Source organism: Streptomyces sp. NPDC048565 (assembly GCF_040650935.1).
GTDB lineage: Bacteria > Actinomycetota > Actinomycetes > Streptomycetales > Streptomycetaceae > Streptomyces.
The window spans coordinates 1-25,749 of sequence record NZ_JBEZIH010000026.1 but is presented as its reverse complement, the minus strand read 5'-3'; the positions used below and the strand labels follow the sequence as shown (position 1 = coordinate 25,749).

26 protein-coding genes and 3 pseudogenes are annotated in these 25,749 nt (G+C 70.8%); 13 read left to right on the top strand and 16 right to left on the bottom strand.

What is annotated here, in order from left to right:
* Nucleotides 1-206: 206 nt before the first annotated feature.
* Nucleotides 207-1,433, bottom strand: coding sequence for a cytochrome P450 (locus AB0C75_RS27675; RefSeq protein ID WP_362894437.1), 1,227 nt, complete (start codon nt 1,431-1,433; stop codon nt 207-209).
* Between the two features lie 97 nt (nt 1,434-1,530).
* Between AB0C75_RS27675 and AB0C75_RS27670 the strand changes: the two genes are divergently transcribed.
* Entirely contained in the window at nt 1,531-2,367 is an 837-nt protein-coding gene (locus tag AB0C75_RS27670) for a hypothetical protein (RefSeq protein ID WP_362894436.1), read from the top strand.
* Nucleotides 2,368-2,422: 55 nt separating this feature from the next.
* On the top strand, nt 2,423-4,495 hold the full coding sequence (locus AB0C75_RS27665; RefSeq protein WP_362894435.1) for an MDR family MFS transporter: 2,073 nt from the start codon (nt 2,423-2,425) through the stop codon (nt 4,493-4,495).
* A gap of 22 nt (nt 4,496-4,517) precedes the next feature.
* Here AB0C75_RS27665 and AB0C75_RS27660 read toward each other — a convergent pair whose 3' ends face one another.
* Complete coding sequence (locus tag AB0C75_RS27660) at nt 4,518-4,967, bottom strand: YchJ family metal-binding protein (RefSeq protein ID WP_362894434.1); 450 nt, start codon at nt 4,965-4,967, stop codon at nt 4,518-4,520.
* 135 nt (nt 4,968-5,102) lie between these two features.
* Here AB0C75_RS27660 and AB0C75_RS27655 point away from each other — a divergent pair, with 135 nt between their 5' ends.
* The 3 genes and pseudogenes from AB0C75_RS27655 to AB0C75_RS27645 all read left to right on the top strand — a co-directional run.
* Nucleotides 5,103-5,510, top strand: a complete 408-nt coding sequence (locus AB0C75_RS27655) for a YciI family protein (RefSeq protein WP_362894433.1) — start codon at nt 5,103-5,105, stop codon at nt 5,508-5,510.
* 8 nt (nt 5,511-5,518) lie between these two features.
* Nucleotides 5,519-5,859: pseudogene (locus AB0C75_RS27650) on the top strand (sigma factor); the annotation flags it as partial.
* Nucleotides 5,860-5,967: 108 nt separating this feature from the next.
* Nucleotides 5,968-6,129: pseudogene (locus AB0C75_RS27645) on the top strand (RNA polymerase subunit sigma-24); the annotation flags it as partial.
* Between the two features lie 23 nt (nt 6,130-6,152).
* On the opposite strand, the gene AB0C75_RS27640 reads toward AB0C75_RS27645, so the two are convergent.
* Entirely contained in the window at nt 6,153-7,625 is a 1,473-nt protein-coding gene (locus tag AB0C75_RS27640; RefSeq protein ID WP_362894432.1) for an MFS transporter, read from the bottom strand.
* A 143-nt stretch (nt 7,626-7,768) separates the two neighbouring features.
* Here AB0C75_RS27640 and AB0C75_RS27635 point away from each other — a divergent pair, with 143 nt between their 5' ends.
* Nucleotides 7,769-8,341 (top strand): TetR/AcrR family transcriptional regulator, encoded by a 573-nt coding sequence (locus tag AB0C75_RS27635; protein ID WP_362894431.1) that lies wholly within the window; start codon nt 7,769-7,771, stop codon nt 8,339-8,341.
* Between the two features lie 10 nt (nt 8,342-8,351).
* Here AB0C75_RS27635 and AB0C75_RS27630 read toward each other — a convergent pair whose 3' ends face one another.
* The 3 genes from AB0C75_RS27630 to AB0C75_RS27620 form a co-directional block, all read right to left on the bottom strand.
* Entirely contained in the window at nt 8,352-9,161 is an 810-nt protein-coding gene (locus AB0C75_RS27630) for an SAM-dependent methyltransferase (RefSeq protein WP_362894430.1), read from the bottom strand.
* Between the two features lie 65 nt (nt 9,162-9,226).
* Complete coding sequence (locus AB0C75_RS27625; RefSeq protein WP_362894429.1) at nt 9,227-9,463, bottom strand: DUF397 domain-containing protein; 237 nt, start codon at nt 9,461-9,463, stop codon at nt 9,227-9,229.
* On the bottom strand, nt 9,463-10,323 hold the full coding sequence (locus AB0C75_RS27620; RefSeq protein ID WP_362894428.1) for a helix-turn-helix transcriptional regulator: 861 nt from the start codon (nt 10,321-10,323) through the stop codon (nt 9,463-9,465). Before AB0C75_RS27620 ends, AB0C75_RS27625 begins: the two co-directional genes overlap by 1 nt.
* 205 nt (nt 10,324-10,528) lie before the next feature.
* Here AB0C75_RS27620 and AB0C75_RS27615 point away from each other — a divergent pair, with 205 nt between their 5' ends.
* Nucleotides 10,529-10,987, top strand: a complete 459-nt coding sequence (locus AB0C75_RS27615; protein ID WP_362894427.1) for an ATP-binding protein — start codon at nt 10,529-10,531, stop codon at nt 10,985-10,987.
* The gene (locus AB0C75_RS27610) at nt 10,981-11,421 is read left to right on the top strand and encodes a hypothetical protein (protein WP_362894426.1); all 441 of its coding nucleotides are present in this window, start codon (nt 10,981-10,983) and stop codon (nt 11,419-11,421) included. The genes AB0C75_RS27615 and AB0C75_RS27610 overlap by 7 nt, the downstream gene beginning before the upstream one ends.
* 23 nt (nt 11,422-11,444) lie before the next feature.
* Here AB0C75_RS27610 and AB0C75_RS27605 read toward each other — a convergent pair whose 3' ends face one another.
* The 8 genes from AB0C75_RS27605 to AB0C75_RS27570 form a co-directional block, all read right to left on the bottom strand.
* Nucleotides 11,445-12,791 carry a 6-phospho-beta-glucosidase gene (locus AB0C75_RS27605; protein WP_362894425.1) on the bottom strand — a complete coding sequence of 449 codons (1,347 nt, stop codon included), beginning with the start codon at nt 12,789-12,791 and terminating at the stop codon, nt 11,445-11,447.
* A gap of 82 nt (nt 12,792-12,873) precedes the next feature.
* A complete protein-coding gene (locus AB0C75_RS27600; protein WP_362894424.1) occupies nt 12,874-14,388 on the bottom strand; it encodes a cytochrome P450 in 1,515 nt (504 codons plus the stop codon).
* 79 nt (nt 14,389-14,467) lie between these two features.
* Complete coding sequence (locus AB0C75_RS27595; protein ID WP_362894423.1) at nt 14,468-15,082, bottom strand: ATP/GTP-binding protein; 615 nt, start codon at nt 15,080-15,082, stop codon at nt 14,468-14,470.
* Nucleotides 15,063-15,431: a DUF742 domain-containing protein gene (locus AB0C75_RS27590; protein WP_362894422.1), complete on the bottom strand. Its 369-nt coding sequence runs from the start codon at nt 15,429-15,431 to the stop codon at nt 15,063-15,065. Before AB0C75_RS27590 ends, AB0C75_RS27595 begins: the two co-directional genes overlap by 20 nt.
* A complete protein-coding gene (locus AB0C75_RS27585; protein WP_362894421.1) occupies nt 15,428-15,835 on the bottom strand; it encodes a roadblock/LC7 domain-containing protein in 408 nt (135 codons plus the stop codon). The genes AB0C75_RS27590 and AB0C75_RS27585 overlap by 4 nt, the downstream gene beginning before the upstream one ends.
* On the bottom strand, nt 15,832-17,472 hold the full coding sequence (locus AB0C75_RS27580) for an ATP-binding protein (protein WP_362894420.1): 1,641 nt from the start codon (nt 17,470-17,472) through the stop codon (nt 15,832-15,834). Before AB0C75_RS27580 ends, AB0C75_RS27585 begins: the two co-directional genes overlap by 4 nt.
* A 597-nt stretch (nt 17,473-18,069) precedes the next feature.
* Nucleotides 18,070-18,573, bottom strand: coding sequence for a MarR family transcriptional regulator (locus AB0C75_RS27575; protein ID WP_362894419.1), 504 nt, complete (start codon nt 18,571-18,573; stop codon nt 18,070-18,072).
* Entirely contained in the window at nt 18,570-20,276 is a 1,707-nt protein-coding gene (locus tag AB0C75_RS27570; protein WP_362894418.1) for an FUSC family protein, read from the bottom strand. Before AB0C75_RS27570 ends, AB0C75_RS27575 begins: the two co-directional genes overlap by 4 nt.
* 160 nt (nt 20,277-20,436) lie before the next feature.
* Here AB0C75_RS27570 and AB0C75_RS27565 point away from each other — a divergent pair, with 160 nt between their 5' ends.
* On the top strand, nt 20,437-21,189 hold the full coding sequence (locus AB0C75_RS27565) for a VOC family protein (RefSeq protein ID WP_362894417.1): 753 nt from the start codon (nt 20,437-20,439) through the stop codon (nt 21,187-21,189).
* A 122-nt stretch (nt 21,190-21,311) separates the two neighbouring features.
* Here the strand turns inward: AB0C75_RS27565 and AB0C75_RS27560 are convergent, their stop codons facing one another.
* Entirely contained in the window at nt 21,312-22,208 is an 897-nt protein-coding gene (locus AB0C75_RS27560; protein ID WP_362894416.1) for a phospholipid scramblase-related protein, read from the bottom strand.
* A gap of 71 nt (nt 22,209-22,279) precedes the next feature.
* On the opposite strand from AB0C75_RS27560, the gene AB0C75_RS27555 reads away from it, so the two are divergent.
* From AB0C75_RS27555 to AB0C75_RS27540, 4 genes are all read left to right on the top strand, one after another.
* Complete coding sequence (locus AB0C75_RS27555; RefSeq protein WP_362894415.1) at nt 22,280-22,702, top strand: hypothetical protein; 423 nt, start codon at nt 22,280-22,282, stop codon at nt 22,700-22,702.
* A 92-nt stretch (nt 22,703-22,794) separates the two neighbouring features.
* Nucleotides 22,795-23,445 carry a DUF3105 domain-containing protein gene (locus AB0C75_RS27550; protein WP_362894414.1) on the top strand — a complete coding sequence of 217 codons (651 nt, stop codon included), beginning with the start codon at nt 22,795-22,797 and terminating at the stop codon, nt 23,443-23,445.
* On the top strand, nt 23,442-24,071 hold the full coding sequence (locus tag AB0C75_RS27545; protein ID WP_362894413.1) for a DUF305 domain-containing protein: 630 nt from the start codon (nt 23,442-23,444) through the stop codon (nt 24,069-24,071). Before AB0C75_RS27550 ends, AB0C75_RS27545 begins: the two co-directional genes overlap by 4 nt.
* A 51-nt stretch (nt 24,072-24,122) precedes the next feature.
* Nucleotides 24,123-25,379 carry an ROK family protein gene (locus AB0C75_RS27540; protein ID WP_362894412.1) on the top strand — a complete coding sequence of 419 codons (1,257 nt, stop codon included), beginning with the start codon at nt 24,123-24,125 and terminating at the stop codon, nt 25,377-25,379.
* 61 nt (nt 25,380-25,440) lie between these two features.
* Here the strand turns inward: AB0C75_RS27540 and AB0C75_RS27535 are convergent.
* Nucleotides 25,441-25,749: pseudogene (locus tag AB0C75_RS27535) on the bottom strand (xylose isomerase); the annotation flags it as partial.

Genomic DNA, 25,749 nt, shown 5'->3' with positions numbered 1-25,749 from the left:
ACTTACGGCGGTCCGAGCTGACCGGGCCGCAGCGGCGGGTCCGGAGCGGAGGGCCGCACGGTGGGAAGGATTCCAACTGTGCCGGCCCCCTGACGTGAGCGTTCCCACGGTGGCGCTCCTCTACGCCCCGGCAGCCCGGACCGCACGGGCCGGGAGGGAGTCCGCAGTCCGTCAGGTGGCCGACCACCCGCGCGGGGATCGGCCCTTCAGACGCCGACGGGCGTGAACCTGACCGGAAGCGATACCGGCCCCCGGGTGAAGACGCCCTCCTCGACCGGGCTGAAGCCGTCGGCGAGCCGCAGATCCGGCATCGCGTCGAGCAGTTGGTTCACCCCGGTCTCGATCTCGGCCCGGGCCAGCAGCGCTCCCACGCAGAAGTGACGGCCCAGGGCGAAGGCGAGATGGTCGGCGGCGGCGGAGAACGCCGTGGTGCTGGTCAGGTCGTCACGGAACAGGTCGAAGCGGTCCGGGTCGGTGTAGCGAGCGCCGTCCCGGTTGGCCGAGCCGATCAGACAGGTGACGGTGGCACCGGCCGGGACGGTGCCACCGGACAGCACCACCTCGCTCGCGGTCTGGCGCATGATCATATGGACCGGCGGGGTGTAGCGCAGGGTCTCCGCGAAGGCCCGGTCGACAAGGGACCGGTCCTGCTGGACGGCGGCGAGCTGCTCGGGGTGGGCCAGCAGATTGGCGAAGACCGAGGCGATCGCTTTGTCGGTCGTCTCCCCGCCGGCTGCGAGCAGCAGGCTGCAGAACGCCTTGATGTCCTCGTCGCTCATGGTCACGCCGTCGACCTCGGCGGCGCAGAGTACGGAGAGCAGGTCGTCCCCGGGCTTGTCCCGGCGCCGTTGGATGACCGGAATCATGTACTCGGCGAATTCCTGGCGGGTCCGCTCCCCCGCCGCCGCGACCGCCGGGTCGCCCGCCAGGTTGCCGAGGAAGGCGATGACGTTCGTGTACCAGCCGTGGAAGCTCTGGTGGTCCGCCCTGTCCAGGCCGAGCATGTCGGCGATGACCAGGACGGGGAAGCGGGTCGCGAACGCCCCGACAAGATCGGCCTCCCCGGTGTGCCGGAAGGTGTCGATGAGCTCGCGGGCGTTGCGCTCGATGACGGGCAGGAACTTCTCCTGGAGGTCCGCACCGCGGAAGGCCGGGGCGACGAGGGCCCGGCGTACGGCGTGTTCCCGGCCGCTGAGCTGGAGGATCGTCCGGCCGTGGACGGGCTCCAGCTGCCAGTCGTAGTTCTCGGTGGTGAACTCCTGGGCCCGGTCCTTGAAGACGCGCTCGACGTCCTCGTAGCGGGAGACGAGATAACTCCCCGTTGCCTCGTGGTGGATGAGGGGTTCGGACTCCCGCATCGTCCGGTAGGCCCCGTAGGGATCGGCGGCGAAGGCGGGCGAGAGAATGTCGGGCGGTGAGGAGGCCTGGGACACGGGTGACTCCTGTGGGGGCAGAGATCAGGATGGTGGACGTACTGCACCCAAGGCTATTGACCCTCCGTCCGCTGTCGTACCCCCCTGGGAGCATCTCTTGACCGTCACGCCCGGCGCCCTACGTCCGTCCGTCCTCTTCGTCACCGATCTCGCCTACGAGGCGCGCGGGCGGCGCTACTGCGACGAGGACATCTTCCTGACGGCGCGGCTGCGCGAGGACTTCGACGTCGCGCTCTGCCACCCCGGGGACGCGGCGGCGCTGCTGGACGGTTTCGACGTGGTCGTCGTCCGCAACAGCGGACCGGTCCTGTACCACCGGGAGGCGTACGACGCCTTCCGGATCCGGGCGCGGGAGTCGGGGACACGCGTCTACAACTCCCTCGACGGGCGTGGGGACATGGCCGGCAAGCAGTATCTCGTCGATCTCGGCCGGGCCGGCTTCCCGGTGATCCCGACCGTGGACCGCGCGGCGGATCTCGGGCTGCTCCCCCGCTCGGCGGGATACGTCCTCAAGCCCAAGCTCGGCGCGGACTCGGTGGGGCTGAGGTTCACCGACGAGCCGGAGTATCCCGAGGGTGCGGACGGCACGCTGCTCGTCCAGCCCAGGATCGACTTCCGCTACGAGGTGTCCTTCTACTTCGTCGACCACGACTTCCAGTACGCACTCCACGCACCGCGTCCGGACAGGCGCTGGATGCTCGAACCGTATGCGCCGAGCCCCGAGGACCTGGACTTCGCACGCCGCTTCGTGGAGTGGAACACCCTGGCGCACGGCATCCAGCGGGTGGACGCCTGCCGGACGCCGGAGGGCGGCCTGCTGCTCGTCGAGCTGGAGGACCTCAATCCGTATCTGTCGCTCGACCTCGTCACGGAGAAGGTGCGTGAGGTGTTCGTGGCCCGGATGAAGGACTCCCTGCGGGCGCTGCTGGCCTGACCCGTCCGGCTCGTTCCCGCATGCGCGGGGCAGGGCGGGGTGTGAGGGTGCGAAGGTGACCACTGCCAGCGAGACCGCCCCCGCCACGCAGAGTGCCGCAGCGCCACCCGTCCTCGACCCGAGACGCCGCAACATCGTCTTCGCCACGATCGTGCTGGGGATCCTGCTCGCCGCGCTGGACCAGACGATCGTGGGCACGGCGCTCCCCACCATCGTCTCGGACCTCGGCGGTGCGGAGCACATGTCGTGGGTCGTGACGGCCTATCTGCTGGCGGAGACCGTGGCGACGGTGCTGGTCGGCAAGTTCGGCGACCTCTTCGGCCGGAAGCTGATCTTCCAGATCTCGGCGGTCATCTTCATCACCGGCTCGTTCCTCTGCGGCCTCGCGTCCAACATGCTGCTGCTGATCATCTGGCGCGGTCTGCAGGGCATCGGCGCGGGCGGGCTCATGGTCACCGCCATGGCGCTGATCGCCGATGTCATCCCGCTCCGCGAGCGGGGCAAGTACCAGGGGGCCATCGGTGCGGTCTTCGGTGTCGCCACGGTGGTCGGACCGCTGCTGGGCGGGCTGTTCACCGACCATCTGACCTGGCGTTGGGCGTTCTACGTCAATGTGCCGATCGCGATCGTGGTGGTCATCGCGGCCGCCCGCACCATCCCCTCCGTGCGCGCGGCCGGACGCCCCGTCATCGACTACCTGGGCATCGCGCTCGTCGCCGTCGGCGCCAGCGCGCTGATCCTCGGCACGAGCTGGGGCGGCAACGAGTACGCCTGGGGCTCACCGGTCATCATCGGTCTGTTCATCGGCGGGCTCGTCGCCCTGGCACTCTTCTGCGTCGTGGAGACACGGGCGAAGGAGCCGATGCTGCCGATGCGGCTGTTCCGCAATCCGGTGTTCGCGGTCTGCTCCATCCTGAGCTTCATCGTGGGTTTCGCCATGCTCGGCGCGATGATCTATCTGCCGACCTACCTCCAGTACGTCGACGGGGACTCGGCCACCCTGTCCGGGGTGCGGACCCTGCCCCTGGTGGTGGGCCTGCTGGCGGCCTCGGTCTTCAGCGGCAACGTGGTGAGCAAGACCGGCCACTACCGCTTCTTCCCCGTCGCCGGTTCGCTCGTGATGGCGCTGGGCCTCTACCTCCTGTCCAGGATGGGCCCGGGCACCGGCACCTGGCTGGAGTCGCTGTACATGCTGGTGCTGGGCATCGGGATCGGCCTGTCGATGCAGGTGCTGACGATCGCCGTGCAGAACACGGTGGACTACTCGGACCTGGGGACCGCGACGTCCGGTGTGACGTTCTTCCGTACGCTGGGCAGTTCGTTCGGCACGGCGGTCTTCGGCACGATCTACGCGAACTCCCTGCGGCCGAATCTGGCGCAGGGCGTCGAACAGGCGGCGCGGGCCGGCGGCGATCCGGCCACGCTCGCACGGGTGGCGGAGAACCCGAAGACCGTGCACGCCCTGCCCGCGGGACAGACCGCGCCCCTGGCCCAGGCATACGCGGACACCCTGCACACGGTCTTCCTCTGGACGGTGCCGGTGGCTCTGCTGGGGTTCGTCGTCGCGCTGTTCCTGAAGCAGGTGAAGCTGCGCGACAGCGCCCGGGCCGGCTCCACGGACATGGGTGAGGGCTTCGCCCAGCCGAAGACCGGGGACCCGGCGAACGTGCTCGAATCCGCCGTGGCCAGGATCCTGCACCAGGCCGGTCCCGATACGGCCCGGCGGATCGTCGCGGAGTCCGACACCCGGCTCGACACGGCGGGGGCCTGGGCCGTGATGCAGGTGGACCTCTTCACCCGGATGGTCGGCCACGCGGGGCTCCGGCTGATCGCGGCCCGGCACCGGATCCCACCGGAGGTGCTGGTGCCCGTCTTCGACCGGATGATCGAGGAGGGCTATCTCACCGGGGACGGCCGGATCTTCACCCACACGGCCGCGGGCAGCCGCGAGGCGGCGACGATCTCGGCCGCCTGGGCCCGCTGGCTCGACGAGCGGCTGGCCGAGGACGGCGCCCGGCCCGACGACCGTGAGCTGCGCGCCGCGGTGGACATGATCGCCAAACGGCTGCTCGCGGAGGACCTGCAACAGGAGCTGGCCCCGTCCGAGCACGCGTTGACCCCGGCCTGATCCGGTCGTCGGGGCCCGGCCGCTACTCGACGAAGACCGCGGCCTCGTACACCCAGGCACCCTTCTCACGGACGAAGCGGCTCTTCTCGTGGAGCGAGTCGGGCCTGCCGTCGTCGGTGTAGTGGGCCCGGAAGGTGACCGTACCGGTGGAGTGGAATGCGCTGCCCTCGGTGGTCTCCAGGATCTCCAGCCCCTTCCAGCGCATCGCCGGGTCGAAGTCGACGGCGGGCGGCCGGGACGCCGGGTGCCAGGTGCGCAGCAGATATCCGGCGTCCTCGACCACGAAGGCCGCGTACCGCGAGCGCATCAGCGCCTCGCACGTCGGGGCCGCGAAGGTGCCGGCGTGCATACGGCCGCAGCAGTCCCCGTAGGCCGCGGGCAGGCCGCACGGGCACGGTGCCTCCGGGGTGATCCGCGGGGGCCCCGCCTGGGGAGCGGCAGGCCGGCGGGGTCGTGAGGTGCGTCGTGACATGCGTCCATTGTGGATGAGGCTGATCGACGAAAGCCAAAAAAGAAATTCGGGCGGCGATGTCGAGAACCCCCGTCCGTCTCCGTCCCAGGGGTGAACGCGACCACAATGGGCCGCACGCGCACGAGGAGAAGAACGATGGCGAAGTACCTGCTGCTGAAGCACTACCGCGGCGCCCCGGACGCGGTCAACGACGTGCCGATGGACCGGTGGAGCCCGGACGAGATCTCGGCGCACATGCAGCACATGAACGACTTCGCGGCCCGGCTGGAGAATACGGGCGAGTACGTCGACGGTCAGGCGCTCGCCCCCGAGGGAGCGTGGGTCCGCTACGACGGCGAGGGGCGCCCGCCGGTCACCGACGGACCGTTCGCGGAGACCAAGGACCTCATCGCCGGCTGGATGATCATCGATGTCGACAGCTACGAGCGTGCCGTCGAGCTGGCCGGTGAGCTGTCTGCGGCCCCCGGGGCGGGCGGCAGGCCAATCCACGAGTGGCTGGAGGTGCGCCCGTTCCTGACCGCGCCCCCCACCATCACCGAGTGACCTCGTCGATGGACGTGGTCATGCTCAGAAGCCTCATTCCGAGCGTGCTCACCGTCCTCGTCCGCCGCGGAGCCGACTTCGCGGCGGCCGAGGACGCCGTGCAGGACGCTCTGGTCGCGGCGCCGCGCTCGGACACCGCGGATCCCGTCAGGGATGCCAGGGGCTGGCTGATCACCGTGGCCTGGCACAAGTTCATCGACGCGACGCGACGCGCGCCGACGCCGCCCGGCGCCGGCGTGAGTACCGCTTCGAGGAGGAACCCGCTCCCGGGCAGGCGGTCTCGGTGGACGACACGCTTCAGCTCGACTTCCTGTGCGCCCACCCGTCGCTGACCGCGGCATCGGCGGTCGGCCGCCATCGCGGCACTCCACGCCGACGCACCCACCGCCCAGGAGACCGACGCGCTGGATGTCGCGTCCGGGGGCTCCCGGCCCGGCCCCGCTCGGGCGGGGGAAGCTCCGTCCCGCGCCACGACGCGGTGGCGGCGTATCTCCATGAGCGGGACGGCGACCTGGCGACGGCGGCACGTCTGTACGCCGAGGCGGCCCGCAAGGCCCCGAACCTCGCCGAGCGCGACCACCTGACGCGTCAGGCCGCCCGGCTCAACGCCCGTCTCCGAGGCATCCGCTCCGAGGCATCCGCTCAGCCGCTGAGTGCCTTGCCCCTGACCTGGCCGGAGCGGTACAGGACGAGCGTGGCGAGGGCGCCGAGGGCGAACACGGCGGCTGCCCACCAGTAGGCGGTGGTGTAGCCGTGGACGCCTGCTTCGGCGAGGACCTGCGGTGTGGGCCCCGGGTGGTCCGTCAGGTAGGCGCTGACAGCGGTGGTCGCCATGGTGTTGAACAGGGCGGTCCCGACCGAACCGCCGATCTGCTGCATGACGTTGACGGCGGCGGACGCCACTCCGGCGTCGCGCTCGCTCACCCCGTGGGTGGGCAGGCTGATGGCGGGAGCGATGGCCAGACCGGTGCCGAGTCCGGCCAGCAGCAGGGGCGGCAGCACATCGGCGGCGTAGGTGCTGTGGACGCCGAGGGCGGTCATCCAGATCAGGCTCGCCGATGACAGCGCGAGGCCGAGCGGGACCAGGGGCCGGGGGCCGACGCGCGGCATCAGCACGGTCGTGGTGACGATCGAGATGATCATCATGACGACGACCATGGGCAGGAACGCGAGCCCGGTACGGATCGGGCTGTAGCCCAGGGTCTGTTGCAGATAGTAGGTGAGGAAGAGGAACACGCCGAACATGCCGGCGCCGATCACCATCATCGTCAGGTACGAGGCGCCCCGCGTGCGGTCGACGATGATGCGCAGCGGCAGGAGGGGCTGGCGCGCCCGGGTCTGCCACCGGGCGAACACGGCGAGGAGCACGACCCCGGCCGTGAGCGGCAGCCAGGTCTCGGGGGCGCCCCAGGAGTGGGAGTCGGCGTTGCCGAGGCCGTAGACGATGCCGAACAGGCCGCTGGAGACGAGCAGGGTTCCGGGCACATCCAGGCGGACCGAGCGGTCGCGGACGCCGGGGCGCAGCAGGGTCAGCGCTCCGGCCAGGGCGACGACGGCGAAGCCCACGTTGATGTACATGGTCCAGCGCCAGTCGAGCTGCTGGGTGAGGACGCCGCCGAGCAGCAGGCCGATGGCTCCGCCGGCGCCGGCGACTGCCCCGAACACACCGAACGCCTTGGCCCGCTCGGCCGGTTCGGTGAAGGTGGTGACGAGCAGGGAGCGGGCGGCCGGTGCGAGCAGGGCGGCGAAGGCTCCCTGGAGGACGCGCGCCGCGATCAGATAGCCGAAGGTGTGCGCGGCGCCGCCCAGCGCGGAGGCGGCCGCGAAACCGATCAGGCCGGTCATCATGGCAGCGCGGCGGCCGAACATGTCGGAGATGCGCCCGCCGAGCAGGAGCAGGCTGCCGAAGGCGAGCGCGTAGGCGGTGATCACCCACTGCCGGCTGCTGTCGGCGAACCCCAGGTCTGTCTGGGCGGACGGCAGCGCGATGTTCACGACGGTGGCGTCGAGCATGACCATCAGCTGGGCCAGGGCGATGACGGTGAGGACCCACCATCGGCTCCTGTGCGACTGATCTGCCGGTCGAGCGGTGTCGAGAGTGGGCGTGAGAGCCATGACGGCTGCCTTTCAGGGGAGCGCTCGAGTCCCTAATGCATACTGGGTTGCATTATCAATGTAAGCGCCGCCGCGCCATTAATGCAATCCTGGACGCATTAACGCTACACGTAACGCAACCCTCGGAGCGTTAAGATGTATGTATGACTGCGACCAAGGAGCCCAGGCGGCGCCCCGGGGGTCGGACGGCGCGCACCACCGAAGCCGTCCACGGGGCGGTGCTCGCCCTCATCGCCGAGGGGGGCGCCGCTCGCGTCCAGGTTCCGGATGTCGCCGAGCGTTCCGGGGTGCACGCCTCGACGATCTACCGCCGCTGGGGCAGTTCCGTGAGCCTCGTGCTCGATGTGGCGCTGGACCGGCTCGGCGCCGCCGCCGAGGTGCCCGCGACGGGCAGCCTACGGGGGGATCTGCTCGCCTACGCACGACGGACGCTCGCGGCGACCGAGGGACCCGAGGGATTCGCGCTGCTGCACGCGGTCGTCTCGGCGTGCGATCTGACCGGGAAGTCCGAGGGCGCGGGAATGAAGCATCTGCACCGGCGCGGCACGGAGATCCAGGCCATGCTGGACCGTCACCCCGGCGACGGGCCGACCCTGGAGGATGTACTCGACGGGGTGCTGGCGCCCGTCTATCTGCGCGTGCTGTTCAACGCCGGCGGCATGGACGACGCCCATGTCGAGAAGCTCGTCGACCGTCTGCTGCTCACCGGGGGCTGACCCGCGGCGGTCAGCGCTTGCGCGCCACGCCCGCGTAGCCGGGGATCGGCTCGTCGCCGGGCACGTCGACGACCTCGCCGAGCTCAGGACGCCACTCGGCCGAGAGCGCGACACCCGGCTCGATGAGCTCCAGGCCGTGGAAGAAGGCGGTCAGTTCGGTGCGGGAGCGGAGCCGCAGGGTCATCCCCCGCGCCTTGTACATGTCACGGGCCTGGGCCGCACCCTCGGGGTCGAAGTCACCCGTGGTGTGCGAGAGCAGCAGATAGCTGCCGGACGGCAGCCGCTCCACGAGCCGGTCCACCAGCTCGGCGGCCCCGTCCTCGTCGTCCACGAAGTGCAGCAGGGCGAGGAGGGAGAGCGCGATCGGCCGGTCGAAGTCGAGGATCTTGCCCGCCGCTTCCAGGATGGTGTCGGGCCGGCGGGCGTCGGCCTGGATGTATTCGGTGACACCTTCGGGCGTGGAGCGCAGCAGCACCGCGGCGTGGGCGAGCACGATGGGGTCGTTGTCGCAGTAGACGACGCGCGCGTCGGGAGCCGTCCGCTGGGCGACCTGATGGAGATTCGGCTCGGTGGGTATGCCGGAGCCGATGTCGAGGAACTGGCGCACGCCGTTCTCCGCGAGCCAGCGGGTCGCCCGGTGCATGAAGGCGCGGTTGACCCGGGCCATGTCACGGCCCCGGGCGTCCAGGGCGAGCAGCTGCTGGGCCATCTGTTCGTCGACCGGGTAGTTGTCCTTGCCACCGAGGAACCAGTCGTACATCCGTGCCGGATGCGGCTTGCTGGTGTCGATCTCGATGTCGCTCGGGTTCTGCCCGGTCATAACGCACTCCGTTGGTCGGGAACTTCGGCGAACAGCGTGTGGTGCGACGATAGGTGAGCCGTGTGTCAGGTGAGAAGGAAATCGGCCTGTCCGGCCTTTGCGCCCTGGATGAAGGCGGCGATTTCGCGGTTGGAGTAGATGAGCGCGGGGCCGTCGGGGTCCGCGGACTGACGGACCGCCACCCTGCCGTCGGCCAGCTTCATGGCCTCGATGCAGTTACCCCCGTTACCACCGCTCCACGGCTTGTACCAGCCTTCGGTGCCGAGGTCGGCGGACGGCATGCCGTTGTATATGTGGTTCATCACAGCTCCTTGCGGAAGTCCCTGAGGATTTCCTTCGTGCGTTGTGCAGTTGCGGCCTGAGCCGCCATTCGGTCCATGACCTCGAGGTAGGAGGCCACCTCCGCGCGCGCGTCGAAGTACACGGCGCCCGTCAGGTACTCGCTGTAGACCATGTCGGGCAGCTCGGGGACCGCGAAGCGGAAGAGGACGAACGGGCCGTACGTGCCCGGGTGATGCCCGGTCGAGAACTCCGCGATCTGGAGCGTCACATTGGGCAGGTCGGTCGCTTCGAGCAGCCGGTCGACCTGGGCCCGCATGGCGTCCGGGCTGCCGACGGGCCGGCGCAGGACGGTCTCGTCCATCACCACCCAGAGCGTCGGCGCGTCCGCCCTGGTGAGCAGCGACTGGCGTTCCATCCGCAGCGCCACATGGCGTTCGATGTCCTCGGGCCTGGTCTGGCCGACCGCGCCGGTGCGCATGACGGAACGCGCGTAGTCCTCGGTCTGGAGCAGGCCGGGGACGAAGTGCGGCTCGTACATGCGCAGGAGGGCGGCGGCGCCCTCCAGGCTGACGTACATGCTGAACCAGTCGGGCAGCACATCGTGGAAGCGCTGCCACCAGCCCGGCTTGTTGGCCTCTTCCGCCAGTTCGACGAAGGCGTCGGTCTCGTCGTCGGTGATGCCGTAGGCCTTGAGGAGGAGCTGGACGTACGGGATCTTCAGCCCGACCTCGGCGGTCTCCATCCTGCGTATGGTGCCCGGGGCGACACGGAGCACTTTCGCCGCCTGGTCACGGCTCAGGCCGACACGCTCCCGCAGATCCTGCAGGCGCTTACCGAGAACGACCTGACCCACGGTCGGGGCTGACCGCGGTTCGCTCACTTCAGACCTCCCGATGCGCTATGTGCGAGCAGTGTGCCATGCGCACGGCTCCAGGGACACAGCCACTCTGAATTTTTCAGAGTGCCCCTTGCCAAGTGTTCTTGTCAGAGGGAGAGTTGGTATCCGAACCAAGTTCGCGTGATCCTGCCCGCCAGATGCGGGCCGGTGCGAAGCGTGACGCAGCCCCCACTGTGAGGAATTGGTCGTGGCACCTGGCAGTGCGCTCATCCCCCGGCTCATGGACCTCAGCCCCGGGGCTGAAGCGCTCCGTTACTGCTTCGCGCTGCCGGCGCACCCCGAGTCGGTGGCCGGCGCCCGCCGTCTCACGCGGGCCTGGCTGGCGGACTGGCGGCAGGCCGGGGACACCCATGACGCCGCGGTGCTGATCGTCTCCGAGCTGGTGACCAACGCGGTGGTGCACACGGCCAGTGCCCGGGTCGTCTGCGAACTCCGGTGCGACGAGAGCCGGCTGCGCATATCGGTGCAGGACCAGGGACATCAGCCCGGCGGCCCCCGGCTGTCCCTGACCGCCGAGGGCGAGCACGGGCGCGGGCTGCTGCTCGTCGACTCCATGAGCAGCGCCTGGGGATCCCACGACGCCGGGAACCACTCGGGACGCATCGTGTGGGCCGAGCTGCCGTACGGCTCGGAGCAGGCATGCTGAGGAACGCGCTGTCACAGCTCCTCGGTGCCCGCCGCCCCCGGCCGGTGGGTGACGGCCTCGCACCCGGCCGGGTGAGGCTTCCGCTGCCGCCCGCGCTGTCGGCGAGCCTCGGCTGCGACGCGGTGGGGGTGCCCGCGCGGTACGGCTTCCGGCTGATGTCTCATCTGCCGCGCGCCGGCTGCGTGTTCGCCGACGCCGACCAGTGGTGGTGGATCGTGCCCTCCGGTTCGGATCTCGACCTGGACTGGCCGCAGCAGGCGTCGTACGCCGCCGGGGCCTACGTCCCCGCGGGGCGCCCCCGGCTGATCCACGCGCCGGACAGCCGTACGCCCTACACACCGCCCATTCCGCTCTTCCTCATGGTGTGCCAGGTCACCGGCGTCGCGCCGTCCTGGGGCCCTTCCGGCAGGCCGAGGGCCGTGCCCGCCCCCTGAGAGCCTGTCGGGCGACCTCCCGGTCAGAGCCGGTCGAGGTAGGCGAGCCCGGGGTGGACCTTCGTGTAGCCGTCGACCAGCCGGCGGGCCACGGAGACGGAGTCGACCAGCGGATGCAGCGCGAAGGCCCGCACGGCCGCCGCCCGTGAGCCGCTCTCCGCGGCTTCGAGCACCGCCCGTTCCACGGCCTTCACCGCGGTGACCAGGCCGACCGCGTGGTACGGGAGCGGATCGACGGCCACGGGATGCGCGCCGTTGGCGTCGACCAGGCAGGGCACCTCGATGACGGCGTCCTCGTCGAGCACCGGCAGGGTGCCCCGGTTGCGGACGTCGAGGATCAGCGAGGTGCGTTCGTCACGGGCGACGGCGCGCATCAGGGCGAGCGCCACCTGCTCGTACCCCCCGGACTCCAGATCGCTCTCCTCGCGCTCACCGGCTCCGGCGACGTCCCGGTTCTCGGCCATGTACGTCGCCTCCCGTTCGGCACGCGTACGGTCCCAGGTGGCCAGCGGCGGTGCGTCCGGGTCATTCATCCGGGCGTAGAAGCCCTCCTGCTGGTCGCGGAGGAAGGCGCCACGGGTCTGCTCGGCGTCCTGGTAGGCGCGGACCGCCTCCCGGTTGAAGTAGTAGTAGTGCAGGTACTCGTTGGGGATCGCGCCCAGCGACCGCAGCCAGTCGGGGCCGAAGAGCCTGCCCTCCTCGAAGGAACCGAGCAGCGCCGGGTCGGCGAGCAGCCGCGGGAGTTCGTCGCGGCCGTCCACGCGCAGGCCACGGACCCAGCCGAGGTGGTTGAGGCCGACGTAGTCGATCCATGCCTTCTGCGGGTCCGCGCCCAGGACCCTGGCGATCCTGCGGCCGAGCCCCACCGGCGAGTCGCAGATGCCGATGACCCGGTCGCCGAGGTGCCGGGCCATGGCCTCGGTGACGAGGCCCGCCGGATTGGTGAAGTTGATGACCCAGGCGTCGGGGGCGAGCCGGGCGATGCGACGGGCGATGTCCGTGGCGACCGGGACGGTGCGCAGCCCGTAGGCGATACCGCCGGCCCCGACCGTCTCCTGGCCGAGTACGCCTTCGTCGAGCGCGACCCGTTCGTCGGCGGCGCGGCCTGCCAGACCGCCGACCCGGATGGCGGAGAAGACGAAGTCCGCACCCCGCAGCGCCTCGTCGAGATCGCCGGTGGCGAGGACGGCGGGCGCGTCGTCGATACCGGCGGCCTGCTCGGCCAGCACCCGGGCTACGGCGGTCAGCCGGCCCGCGTCCGTGTCGTACAGGGTCACCCGCGAGACGCGGCCTTCGGCGTGATCACCGAGCAGTGCCCCGTACACGAGAGGGACCCGGAATCCGCCGCCGCCAAGAATTGTCAGCTTCACGCTGCTCGATGGTACGGGGCGGACGGCCGGGCGCCCCGGCCCCGGAGACCCGGGGCACCCGTAACGGTGAACGACGACGGAGTCAGTGGCCGTTCCACCAGCGCGCGACGGCCTGCCAGAGCGTCGGCCGGCTCCGCTGCGCCGGGATGGCGGCTCCCTCCCCTGGTTCCGTGTACGGCCCGGCGGCTCCGGCCGGGACGTGGCCCGCCGGTGCGGGTACGGGGCGCCGGGGGGCGGCGGGTGACGACACCTGCCAGTCGGCCTGTGCCTTCGACCGTGACACCGCGGGCAGCGGCTCGGCGTCGATCTCCTGCTGCGGGGTGGGCGCGAAGGTCACCGGCAGGTCCACCAGGTGCCTCGACATGAAGTTCCCCGCCCAGTGCAGGCTCTCCTCGTCGACGCCGAGCTCCAGGTCGGGCAGGCGCATCAGCAGGGCGTCGACCCCGACGTCGGCGATGGCGCGGCCGATGTCCTGGCCCGGGCACTCGTGGGGGCCGCTGCTGAACGCCAGGTGAGCGCGGTTGCCCTCCATACTGACGGAGAGGTCGGGCCGCACCGCGGGGTCGGTGTTGGCCGGCGCGATGCCGACGATCAGGGCGTCCCCCGCCTTGATCTGCTGCCCGCCCAGCTCGGTGTCGCCCACCGCCCAGCGGCCGAGTACCGACGTGAACGGCGGCTCGTCCCACAGCGTCTGCTCGACGGCCTCGGGCACGGTCATGTGCCCGCCGCTGAGCCTGGCCCGGAATCGGGGGTCCGTGAGGACCATCCGCAGCACGTTGGCGATCAGGTTGGTGGTCGTCTCGTAGGCGACGATCAGGACCACCCGCAGATGCTCGCTGACCTCCTTGTCGGTGAGGTCGGCGGGGTGTTCGACCAGCCAGGTCGCGAAGTCCTCGGCCGGGGTCTCCCGGCGGCGCTGGACCAGCCGGTCGAGTGCGCCGATCACGTACGCGTTGCTGGCGACCGCGGTCTCCGAGCCCCGGGTCATGTCACGGGCGGCCTGCACCAGACGGTCGTTGTACTCCTCCGGCATCCCGATGATCGCGCACATCACCATCATGGGGAGCCGCTCGGCGAACTGGGTGACCAGCTCGGCACGGCCCGCCTGGCAGAAGTCGTTGACGAGCCGGTTGCTGTACCGGTTGATATGCCGGCGCACGCCCCGGTTGTCGATGCGCGCCATGCTGTCGGTGACCGCGCCGCGCAGCCGCTCGTGGGTGGCGCCCTCCGCGAAGGAGCACACCGGCTGCCAGGTGAAGAGCGGGGCGAGCGGGTGGTCAGGGGCCACGCTGCCGTCCTGCAGTCCACGCCACCGCCGGGAGTCGCGGGAGAACTGCGAGGGGGTGCGGGTCATGTGGAGGTTCTCGCTGTGTCCGAGGACCAGCCAGGCGGGGACGTCCTGGTGCAGCAGGACGGGCGCCACCGTGCCGTGTTCGGCGCGCAGCTTGTCGTACAGGCCCTCGGGATCCGCCTCGGCCTCGGGGCCGTACAGCCGGCGCAGTCCGCCGGGCCCGATCCCCATGCCGTGCGCGGGGCACTGCGGGGGCGGCACAGGACCGGTGACCGATCCGGGTTCATGCTGGAAGGGGGTTGTCACAGTGGCTCCAGGTAAGGCGGGTCCGAGACCGGGCCAGTTGGGGACAGGGCCCGTTCAGAGGCAGAGGTGCGTGCCGTCGTCAGGCGAGCGGCACGGCGAGGCTGTGCAGGTAGCGCATCAGGGTCATCAGCACATCGCGGCTCGAGGTGCGCAGCCGGGCGTCGCAGTCGATCATCGGCACCTCGTCCGGCAGGTCCATGGCGCTGCGGAGCGCCTCGACGGGGTGGTGCGGTGCGCCGGGGAAGGTGTTGACGGCGACGACGAACGGTACGCCGCGCTCCTCCAGCCTCCCGATGACGTCGAAGCTGACCTGGAGACGGCGGGTGTCGATGAGGACGACCGCTCCGAGCGCTCCTTCGAAGAGCCCGTTCCACAGGAACCAGAAACGCTCCTGGCCGGGGGTGCCGAACAGATAGAGGATCAGTTCCTCGCTGAGGCTGATCCTGCCGAAGTCCATGGCGACGGTGGTGGCGGTCTTGGTCTCCACACCCACGTTGTCGTCCACGCCGACGCCGGCCTGGGTCATGGTCTCTTCGGTCGTCAGGGGCCGGATCTCGCTCACCGAGCCGACCATGGTGGTCTTGCCGACCCCGAACCCGCCGACGACGACGACCTTCACCGCGGCCGTGGCCGTGCTGGGGAGGACGTCCTCACTGCGGGGGCCCGTGATCGTGTCAGAGCTTCTGAAGTCCATGCATCACCGCTTCGAGGAGGGACCGGTCCGGGAGCGAGGCGCGGACGATGGGCGCGCGCGATTCGACCAGTTCGGTCGCCAGGAGTTCTGTCAGGAGCGAGGTGACCACGCTGAAGGGCAGGCTCAGATAGGCCGAGATCTCGGCCACCGACAGCGGCGCCCTGCAGAGCCGCAGGATCGCGGCCTGCTCGGGCTGGACCGTGGGCGACGGCTCGGCCTGCGCCACGACCATCGTGACGAGGTCCAGTGCCGCTCGCTCGCCGTCGGGGGTCCCGGTGATCACATACAGCCGTTCCGGGTCGCTCAGCTCCGGGTCGGCCTTTCGGCGTTCTCGTCGGGGAGGACTCATCCGGCCTGCCCGTCGTGGCGCGGAGGACTCGTCAGGTGCGCGCCGATCCGGACCACCATGTCACGCATCCGCGCGCCCACAAGTCCCGCGTCGACCGTCTCGCCGGCCAGGACCGCGAGGTAGGCGCCGGAGCCCGCCGCCATCAGGTAGAAGAAGCCCCCGGTGACCTCGATGACGACGAGCTTCATCAGGCCGTCGCTGTAGGGGATTTCGGTGGCCACCGCAGCGGCCAGGCTCTGCAGTCCCGCGCAGGCCGCGGCGAGACGGTCGGCGACGTCGGGGTCGCCGCCGTGCCGGGCGATGCGGAGGCCGTCGGCGGAGAGCACCACGATCTGATGGATGCTCGGTACGTCGTCGGCGAGTTCCTTGAGCATCCAGTCCATGTTTCCCCGCTGCTGGATCACTTCTCGTCTCCCTTGTCCCACGCGTCATCGGACTCTGTCTCGTGCTGCGGTCCCCTGGGCACACCGTTGACGGCCTGGGTGAAGGCCTCGAGCCAGAGACCGGGAGGTGCCGAACCGCCGCCGCCCTGTCCGTTGTGACCGTTGCGCGCGGCGGGTTCAGCGGCCGGCGCCGACTGCTGCGGGAGGTTGTGCGAACCGAGGGGTGCGCGCCCGCGGCTGCGGCGCTGCGGGAGTCCGCCCTCGGTCCACTCGGTGACGACGATCTCGTCGTCGCTCATGGCCGCGGCGGGGGGCGCGGGCCGTGCGGCGGACGGCGCCGGGGCAGGCACGGGTGCCGGCGGGGCGGCGGGTGACGCGAGCGAGGGGACGGGGCCGGTCGCGGCGGGACGCGCCTTGTGCTTGCCACGCGGCGGCACGACGTGCTGCATCTGCGACATGTCCAGCGAGCTCTGCGGCCGCGAGGTGGCGCCGATGCCGTGCGCGATGCCCGGTGCGGGCCCCGTGGTGATCATGTCGCGCGGCACGATGAGTACGGCGCGGACCCCTCCGTACGCGGACTGGCGCAGGGAGACCTGGAGTTGGTACATGCGGGCGAGCCGGCCGACCACGGCCATGCCGAGGCGCGGGGACTCCCCCAGGTCGTTCATGTTGATGCCTGCCTGGGCCTGGGCGAGCATGTTCTCGGCCCGCACCCGGGCCTCCTCGCTCAGGCTGACGCCGCCGTCCTCGATCTCGATGGCGATGCCGGTCTGCACCTCGACCGCGGTGACGTGCACCCGCGTCTGGGGCGGCGAGTAACGCGTGGCGTTGTCGAGGAGTTCGGCACAGGCGTGGATGAGCGGTTCGACGGCGGTGCCGACGATGGCGACCTTGGCGATCGAGTGCAGATCGACGCGCTGGTACTCCAGGATCCGCGACATCGCGCCGCGCAGCACGCTGAACAGCGGTACGGCCTTGGGCCACTGGCGGCTGGGCCGGGCACCGCCGAGCACGGCGATGGAGTCGGCGAGCCGCCCGATCAGCGCGGTGCCGTGGTCGATGCGCAGCAGGTCGTCGAACACATCGGGATTGCGACCGTGGTGGTCCTCCATCTCGCGGAGTTCACTGGCCTGTCGGTGGACGATGGCCTGGACCCGGCGGGCGACGCTGACGAAGGCGCGCTGCGCGGAGTCACGCATGGCCTCCTCGTTGTCGATGATGTCGAGGACCTGGAGGACCAGGGCGCGTTGCGCCTTGGGGAGGTTGCGGTAGGACGCGTCGGCGTCGACGACGTCACGCATCACCTCCTGCGGCGAGTTGCTGGCGCGCAGCCTGCGGATCGCGGTGGGCAGGAGTTCCTTGCTGAGCCGTTCGGTCTCCTGGTCGTACGACGCGATGCGGTGTTCCAGGTAGGCGATGCGCCGTTCGTACTCGGCGCGCTGGACACGCGTCGCACGGCGACGGCGGTTCAGCACGACGGCGAGCGTGGCGACCACGACTGTGGCGATCGCCCCGCACCAGATGACTGCCACCCGTGCGGCTCCGGCGACCGGCACCGCACCGGCGGCGGTCGCGGCGGCCATCAGCACAACGGGCGGGAGCGCGGCGCGCACTACGGGGATGTCTCTGTTGGTCGGCGGTGATTCAACACGGACCATCTAAACCCTCTGGCGGTTGATTCGGGAAGGTATTCGGGAGGTACACGCACTTGTGCGCACAGTTGTGAACAAGTGCTCGGATTCTTCTCAACTCGACTTCACTGCGCGTGAGCCTAACCAGATCAGAACAGTGCCTCGGCATATTCGCCCAACCACCTGCGCGAGCACGCCGGCGGTAATACACTCGCCAGTTTTCGCACTCAGCGCCGTCGGACGTGCGCGGGGAGTGACGTGATGCGGAAATCGGGAGAAAGCAGACCCGCCTGTCCGGCTCTGCGGGACAGTCGTTCTCCGTGGTCACTCATGACGGCCGGTGAATTCCCAGCAGGAATACGAAATAGTACGCACATACGAGCGAGTGCCGCCGCTTCATACGATTCAATCTGCACCTCAGAACGGGACGAGGGCACATGTGATCGAATCGGATCGAAATTCGCAGATTCCTGAGCGACGGACGGGTGTGCGACCGATGCGGCGCGAAGTTCGCGCCGGCCGGCACCGGCGGGCAGCGCGTGGGAATGACCCACCCTGTCGTCCTCACGGTCGGTGAGGACGACAGGAGCGGTGACGACGGTGACGGCAGGAGCCGTGGAGACGTCAGAGGCGGCCGCCGAGCCGGCCCTCCAGCTGGACCAGCAGCTCGCCGAGCTGTTCGCTGAGCTCGCTCCGGGTCTCCTGGTCGAGCCCGGAGAGCACCGACCGCTCGTAGGCGAGCTGTTCGGGCAGCAGTCGGTCGACCAGCCCGCGCCCCGCCTCGGTCAGTCCGACATGGGCGACCCTGCGGTCCCTGGCGTCGCTGCGGCGGGCGATCAGACCGGACTCCTGGAGGGCGCGCAGCCGCTTCGTGACGGCGGCCCCGGACGAGAAGGTCTCGCGGGCCAGCTCGCCCGGGGTGAGCTCGCGGTCGGTGCGCCGCATCGCGCCGAGCAGGTCGAATTCGGCACGGGTGAGTCCGGCGGCCCGCAGCGGGGCGTCCTCGGCCTGCTGAAGAAGGGCCGAGCACCGGTTGATACGGCCGATGAGTGCCATCGGCTCCGTGTCGAGCCCCGGGCTGACGGCCTGCCACTGCCGTACCACCGAGGCCACGATGTCGTCGGTCACACCGCTCCGCTCGTCGGGGGCAGGGTGATCAGCCCCTGCCGCTGTGCTGTCGCCGCGAGCGTACGGTGTCCTGCCTGCTCGGCGGCCAGCAGCTCCTGCTCGGGCAGGGCGCGCTGCCACCACTCGCCCGATGCGACGTCACTGGCGTCGCGCAGCTCGACGAGGCAGGCGGTCAGCCTCCTGCGCGCCGTCTCGAGCACCAGGGCGTCGGCCGCCGGGTCGGCGACCGCACGCTCGGCCCGGCTCCGGGCGTCCGCTGCCGCGGCGATGGCCAGTTCGACGCGTCCGGACGCCCGGCGGTTGGTGACGGCGATCGCGACGAGGAAGCCGACCGCGACGCCCACGAGGGTGTCCAGGGTGCGGTCGGCGATGAGCTGACCCGCCGGCTGGAACCCGCCGAATTCGAGGATCAGCAGGGCCATCGGGGTGACGGCGATGGAGCCGAGCCAGTAGTTGCGGGTGATCAGAGCCTCGGCGGCGAAGTTGAAGAACAGGACACACAGGACGAGCGCCAGCGAGCTGACCCGGGCGAGCGGGATGACCGCGGCGAAGGCCAGCACACCGAGAAGGTTGCCTACGGTCCGCTGCACGGCCCTGCTCCAGGAGAGGGCGAGGTTGGGCTGGTAGACGGCGGCCGCCGTGACGATGGCCCAGTACGGGTGGCCCACCCCGAGCGCGGCGGACACGTAGCCGGCCAGTGCGCAGCCGAGGAGCGTGCGGAAGGCGACCGGCAGCACGGGGGAACCGGGGCCGAGGGCGCGCAGGAGCCTGCGCCGGGCCTCACGCCGCCCCCTGCGCATGCGCTGCCCGGCCCGCTCGGCGTCGATCCCGAAGAGCTGCTCGACGGTGCCGGGTGCGAGGGGCGGGCTGGGGACGGGGCCGCGGGAGCGGGTGTCCGCCGCCCACCGGCGCAGCTCGTCCGGGCCGGCGCCGGGGACGTGGCCGCCGCCGGGGAAGTGGCTGTCGGTGGTGACGGTGGCGAGGGTCCGCTCGGCGTGGACGACGAGCCGTTCGAGTTCCTGGCGTACGGGGGTGGGGCGCCCGGCGGCCAGCAGAGACTGCCAGGCGGCCTGGACCGCGGTGGCGACCGCGTGCCGGGTCCGGGCGTCGGGAGCCGTCGCGTACGCCGCGGCGGCGTCGAGCGCGCGGGCGGTGGCGAGGCGCTCGGGCCCTTCCCTGCGCCACAGGGCCGGTCCGGTGCTGACCAGCCAGGAGAAGGCACCGGCGGCCAGCATCAGGGCCAGATGGCCGGGCACCTGCCCGATCTCCTGTGGCGCGAAGAGCGCGGCCGAGGTGACGAAGGTGAAGATCACGTTGCCGGGCGGGCCGATGCGCGTGGCGTCGCAGAAGGTCTTCTGCACGGCCGCGAGCAATGCGCCGACCGCGATCAGCACCGGGGTCGAGTCGGTGAGCGAGGCGGTGACCAGCGCGACGGCGAAGCCCGCCGCCATACCCAGGACCACGCGGAGGACGGTGTGGACCCTGCGGGCATAAGGCAGGTTGTGCCCGTAGAGCGCACAGAGTGAACCCGCCATCGTATACATGACGAGGTCGAGGCGGTCGAGGGAGTACAGCAGCAGATTCGGGACGGCCGAGGCGACCACCACGCTCAGCGCGGGCTTGTACCAGATCTCCGCGGGGCTGTTCAGCCGCAGGACACCGGTGACCGGCAGTTTGTGGACGGATGGCTTCCGGGGTCGCATGGCTGTATCACTCACTCATTTACTTTAGCAGGTGTTACACACGTAAATTACTTTCCGCGGTCCCGTCCGGCGCTCCGGTAGCCGCCACCCATGCACCGTCCTAGCGTGCTGCACAACAGCCTAGGAATGTGACAGCTGGTGCGCCTCGGGAGGAAACCGTATGAAGCTCACCGAACCGGTACCGGGCGGACCCTGCTGGGTCGAGCTGAGCACCTCGGACGTGCAGGCGGCGCAGGCGTTCTACGCGGGGCTCTTCGGCTGGCGCTCCCGGACCGATCCGCGGCCCGAAGCGGGCGGCTACACGATGGCGAGCGTCGGGGAGGACGCCGTCGCCGCCTTCAGCCCCCTCTACCGGCCGGAGCAGGAGCCGGCCTGGACCGTCTCCTTCGCCACCGAGGACGCCGACGCATCGGCCGACGCCGTGCGATCGGCGGGCGGCACGGTACTGATGGGACCGATGGACGTGTTCGACCAGGGCAGATTCACGGTGGTCGCCGACCCGTCCGGCGCGGTCTTCTCCCTCTGGCAGGCCCGCGCCTTCCCGGGCGCGGGGCGCTTCAACGCCCCGGGAACCCTCGGCTGGGCCGAGCTGCACACCCCCGACCCGCAGAGCGCGCTCGCCTTCTATCCCGCGGTGTTCGGCTGGACGGTCAGCGCGTCCGAGCACTTCACCCACTGGGGGGTGGACGGCGCCGACTTCGGCGGCATGAAGGAGCAGGACGACGACGAACGGGCCGAGACGCCCCCGCACTGGCTGCCGTACTTCACGGTGAGCGACACCGAGAGGACCACCGCACGGGCCCTGACGGCGGGCGGCGAGCCGCTCGCGCCCCCGACGCACATCCCGGGCGGGCCCTGGGTCGCGAAGCTCCGCGATGCCCAGGGTGCGAGGTTCGGCATCCACACCCCCTGAGGGCCCACCACCTCAGGCCGGCGGGCGCGCCCGGGTGACCGCCCGGCCTACTCCGGCACCCGGAAGTACCCCGGGGCGCGCCCGGTCCCGGCCGGGCGCCCTCCCGTCATCTCCGTGGCGGCTCAGCCGAGGCCGCGGGAGTCCTGCTTGAGTGCGGTGTCCACGGTGAGCGCCGTCGCCACGACGAGGCTCAGCAGCGGCTCAGGGAGCTGGTAGTGGATCTGCAGCACGTAGTTGTCCGCCGTGGTGAACATGGTCTTGGCCAGGCCCTCCCAGGTCTTGGTGATCCTGGCGACCTCGGCGTCGTTGTGGTCGACGATGGCGAAGTTCCACGCGCGCCAGTTCTCGGCCTTGATCGCGCCGACCTGCTGGCCGTTGACCATCATCGCGAAGTTGATCTTGCCGATGGCGTTCTGCTGGACGATCTCGCCCACGGGCTGCCCGTCGGGGCGCTGGACGATCACCTTGGACTTGATGAACTTCGCCGGGCGGGTCAGGAGCAGCTGCGGCTGCCCGTAGGCGTCGCGGATCTCCAGGCGGTGCGTGAGGTACTGGTCGACGCTGGAGACGAACCGCAGCACCTTGCGCATGCTGCTCTGGCCGACCTCGACGACCGTACCGATGGTGTTGCCCTGCTGGTCGAAGACGCTGTACTCGTTCGTGACCTCGATCAGCTTGGCCTTCTGGTTCACGACCAGGACCTGCTGGTTGAACAGCGAGCCGCCGCTGGGCACGCCCTGCTGGGGCTGCTGGGCCTGCTGGGGCGCGAACTGCTGGGCGGGCGCCTGCTGCGGAGCCGCCTGCTGAGGGGCGAACTGCTGCGGCGGCACGGCGGAGTTCGGCCGGCCGGCCTGCGCGGGGGCCTGCCCCTGGGCGGGGGCCTGCCCCTGAGCCGGTGCCTGTCCCTGGGCGGGGTGCGTGTGCTCGGTCCACCGGGAGCCGTCCCAGTAGCGCAGCAGCTGAGGCGCGCCGTGGGGGTCCGGATGCCAGCCCGCTGGTACGTTCGATTGCGTCGTCACCGGGGCAGAGTATCGCGCCGACCTGTGGGCCGAACTCCTTGAAAGTTCATCCACCCCTTACGATGACGGGGATGAGCAGCGCGAGCGGATGGACCCACCGGCGACGGAGCGGCAACGGTCCGCTCGTCGCCCCGGTCTGGGCACTGCTGCTCGTGGCGGCGTTCTTCTGCTGGTCACCGGCGGCCACGGCCGCACCCCACGAGGCCCCGTCCACGACGGCCACGACGGCATTCGCCCCGGCGCCCGCGGCCACCGTTTCGGTCGTCGTCGTGGACTCCCCGGATGAACGGGGCATGGGCGGCACTTCCTGTCATGGAACGGTGGACCACTCAACGGCCGTCGTGCTCCCCGGTCATCCCGCGCCCGTGTCCCCGCCCTGCCCTTCGGTGGCAGTCAGGACCGCCCCGCTCACCGGCGCCTCGGCCATCAGGGGCCCGTCGAACGACAGCGTGGGCGCAGTCGACCAACTGCTTCTCCAGGTCCAACGGATCTAGGACATGCCGGATCCGCCCTTCGCGCCGCCGATGCGCGGGAGGCGGCACACCCGTATGCCCTCTTCCCGATCCGCTGAACCCGAGGACCTGTCATGCCCTCCGCCAAGAAGCAGAACAACCCTGCCGCCACGCGCCGCGCCAAGCTGGAGGACGCCCGCCGCAAGGAACGGGCCCGCGAGCGCCGCAACCGCGTGATCACCATCGCGGCGGCCGTCGCCGTGGTCGCCGGCCTCGTCGCCGGTGGCGGCTATCTGATGTCGGCCACCGACAAGAAGGACAAGGCCGATGAACAGGCCAGGACCTCGCCCGTCACCGGTGAGAAGTCCTGGGACGACCTGACCCAGGACCACGTCGGGACGCCCGTGGACTACCCGATGAACCCGCCCGTCGGCGGTGACCACGACCCGGTCTGGATGAACTGCGACGCCGATGTCCACACCGAGGCGATACCGAACGAGAACGCCGTCCATTCCCTGGAGCACGGCGCCGTCTGGGTCACGTACAACGACAAGGCGAAGGCCGCCGACGTCGATGCGCTCTCCGAGCGCGTCGGCAGGACGCCCTACTCCCTGATGAGCCCCGTGGCCGACCAGAAGGAGCCGCTGATGCTCAGCGCCTGGGGCAAGCAGCTCACCGTGAAGAGCGCCACCGATGCCCGCGTCGCGCAGCTCTTCACCAAGTACGTCCAGGGTCCGCAGACCCCTGAGCTCGGTGCCGCCTGCTCCGGCGGGGTCGCCGAATGACTTCGGCCACGCGCGGGCCCCGTTCACTGGTGTGGGCGGGGGCCGCGGTGTCCACAGTGGCCGTGGGACTCGTACTGCTGATGGTCCTGCGGCCGTCGGCGGCAGCGGTGCCCGCCGCACCTGCCGAGAGCTCCGCCGATGTGGGGTTCGCCCGGGACATGTCGGTCCACCATCAGCAGGCGGTGGAGATGTCCTTCATCGTCCGGGACCGTACGAAGGACGAGGACGTGCGCCGGCTCGCGTACGACGTCATCAACACCCAGGCCAACCAGCGGGGCATGATGCTGGGCTGGCTGGAGACCTGGGGCAGGCCCAGGAGCTCGGACCGGCCGCCGATGGAGTGGATGGGCCACCCGGTCGTCCCGTCCGACGGTTCCCTCATGCCGGGCATGGCGACGGACACCCAGCTGGACCGGTTGCGCGCCGCCGTTGGCAGGGACGCCGATGTGCTGTTCCTGCGGCTGATGACCGTCCACCACCGGGCCGGGGCCGAGATGGCGCAGGCTGCGGCGGGCTCCGCGGGCACGGACGAGATCAGGGGTCTGGCTGCGGGGATGGTACGCGCCCAGAAGTCGGAGATCTCGCTGATGGCGGACATGCTGAAGGCCCGGGGCGCGAAGCCCTGAGCCCCTGTGGCGCGTGGTCCGCGACAGGCATCGCATAGGCTCGTCGCCGATATGAAGAGCTACCTCGCACCCCTGGGGTCCAAGGCCGACAAGGACACCGTGCGCCGCCACAACCTGAGCCTCGTGCTGCGCGCCGTGCGGGACGAGGGTGAGGCCGGTGAGGCGACCAGGGCCGGAGTGTCGGCACGCGTCGGACTCACCAGGGCCGCGGTGTCCTCGCTGGTCGAGCAGCTGCTGGAGAGCGGCTTCGTCACCGAGACCGGCAAGACCTTCAGCGGTCAGGCCGGGCGCCCGGGTACGGCACTGAAGGTGGCGCGCACGGGGCCCGCCGGGTTCGGCGTGGAGATCAACATCGACTACGTGTCGGTGTGCGTGGTGGATCTGGCGGGCACCGGACGCGTGCGGCAGACCGAGCACCTGGACAACCGTGGCGCACCGCCCGGGGAGGTCCTGGCGCGGGCGGCTGGGATCGCCGCGCGCACCCTGGACTCGGCGCGCGAGCAGGATCTGTACCCGGTCGGTACGGCGCTGGCGCTGCCAGGACTCGTCTCGGGCGGTGCGGTGCGCCAGGCCCCGAACCTGGGCTGGAACCAGGTCGCGGCCGAGGAACTGTTCGCGCAGGCCCTCGCCGGTCTGCGTCCCGGCACCGCACCGCTGCCCGTCCGCTCGGAGAACGAGGCGAATCTCGCGGCGCTGGCCGAGCTGTGGTTCGGCGGACTCGACGCGGTCCGCAGCTTCCTCTATCTGACGGGCGAGATCGGTGTGGGCGGCGCCCTGGTCCTCGACGGTGAACTGCTGCGCGGCGCGCACGGGTTCGCCGGGGAGATCGGCCATGTGGTGGTGGACCCGGCGGGCCCGGAGTGCCGGTGCGGCTCGCGTGGCTGCCTGGAGCAGTACGCGGGCCAGTCGGCTCTGCTCCGGGCGGCCGGCATCGACGAGTCCGCGGGCGGCGCCGCGGGAGTGATGGAGCTGGAGCGGCGGGCGCAGGCGGGTGACCCGGTGACGCTGGCCGCCGTGGCGGAAGCGGGCCGGATGCTGGGGCAGGTGCTCTCCGGCGCGGTCAATCTGTTCGACCCGGACGCGGTGGTGCTCGGCGGGATCTACCGCGGCCTGATGCCGTGGCTGTCGCCGCCCGCCGACAAGGAGCTGACGGGCCGGGTGGTGTCCGGCCTCTGGTCCCGGGGCGGCGACAGGCTGCGCGCCTCGTCCGTCGCGGGCGACGCGGCGCGGGGCGCGGCGGCGCTGGTGATGCAGGACGTACTGGCCGACCCCGCGGCGTACGCCCTGCCGGCGCCGGTGGACTCCTGACGGCGGGCCCTGGTGGTGCCCCGGGGCGCCCGGTGGTCGGGTGGGCGCCCCGGTGGGTGGGTCAGCGGACGTTGAGGAGGTGTTCCATGGCGAGCTGGTCGAGGGCTTCGAAGGCCATGGAGCGTTCGGCGGCGGCGTTCGCGTCGAAGTCCTCGTAGGCGGACCTGTCGGCGAGGAGGGCCTTGAGGCCGTCGTCGGCGGTGGGCTGTGCGAGTTCGTCCAGGCGGGAGGCGGTGAGGGCTTCCTGGACGGCGGGGTCGGCGCGGAAGGCGGCCGCGCGTTCCTTGAGGATGAGGTAGTTGCGCATGCAGTTCTTCGCGGACTCCCAGACCCCGTCGATGCCGTCGGTGCGTACCGGCTTGAAGTCGAA

Excerpts from the sequence above, each read along its gene's own strand:
- AB0C75_RS27570 (WP_362894418.1), bottom strand. The coding sequence starts at position 20,276 with ATGCGACCCCGGAAGCCATCCGTCCACAAACTGCCGGTCACCGGTGTC.
- AB0C75_RS27655 (WP_362894433.1), top strand. The coding sequence starts at position 5,103 with ATGGCGAAGTACCTGCTGCTGAAGCACTACCGCGGCGCCCCGGACGCG.
- AB0C75_RS27555 (WP_362894415.1), top strand. The coding sequence starts at position 22,280 with ATGAGCAGCGCGAGCGGATGGACCCACCGGCGACGGAGCGGCAACGGT.
- AB0C75_RS27590 (WP_362894422.1), bottom strand. The coding sequence starts at position 15,431 with ATGAGTCCTCCCCGACGAGAACGCCGAAAGGCCGACCCGGAGCTGAGC.
- AB0C75_RS27545 (WP_362894413.1), top strand. The coding sequence starts at position 23,442 with ATGACTTCGGCCACGCGCGGGCCCCGTTCACTGGTGTGGGCGGGGGCC.
- AB0C75_RS27635 (WP_362894431.1), top strand. The coding sequence starts at position 7,769 with ATGACTGCGACCAAGGAGCCCAGGCGGCGCCCCGGGGGTCGGACGGCG.
- AB0C75_RS27660 (WP_362894434.1), bottom strand. The coding sequence starts at position 4,967 with ATGTCACGACGCACCTCACGACCCCGCCGGCCTGCCGCTCCCCAGGCG.
- AB0C75_RS27640 (WP_362894432.1), bottom strand. The coding sequence starts at position 7,625 with ATGGCTCTCACGCCCACTCTCGACACCGCTCGACCGGCAGATCAGTCG.
- AB0C75_RS27540 (WP_362894412.1), top strand. The coding sequence starts at position 24,123 with ATGAAGAGCTACCTCGCACCCCTGGGGTCCAAGGCCGACAAGGACACC.
- AB0C75_RS27580 (WP_362894420.1), bottom strand. The coding sequence starts at position 17,472 with ATGGTCCGTGTTGAATCACCGCCGACCAACAGAGACATCCCCGTAGTG.
- AB0C75_RS27610 (WP_362894426.1), top strand. The coding sequence starts at position 10,981 with ATGCTGAGGAACGCGCTGTCACAGCTCCTCGGTGCCCGCCGCCCCCGG.
- AB0C75_RS27625 (WP_362894429.1), bottom strand. The coding sequence starts at position 9,463 with ATGAACCACATATACAACGGCATGCCGTCCGCCGACCTCGGCACCGAA.
- AB0C75_RS27565 (WP_362894417.1), top strand. The coding sequence starts at position 20,437 with ATGAAGCTCACCGAACCGGTACCGGGCGGACCCTGCTGGGTCGAGCTG.
- AB0C75_RS27550 (WP_362894414.1), top strand. The coding sequence starts at position 22,795 with ATGCCCTCCGCCAAGAAGCAGAACAACCCTGCCGCCACGCGCCGCGCC.
- AB0C75_RS27630 (WP_362894430.1), bottom strand. The coding sequence starts at position 9,161 with ATGACCGGGCAGAACCCGAGCGACATCGAGATCGACACCAGCAAGCCG.
- AB0C75_RS27595 (WP_362894423.1), bottom strand. The coding sequence starts at position 15,082 with ATGGACTTCAGAAGCTCTGACACGATCACGGGCCCCCGCAGTGAGGAC.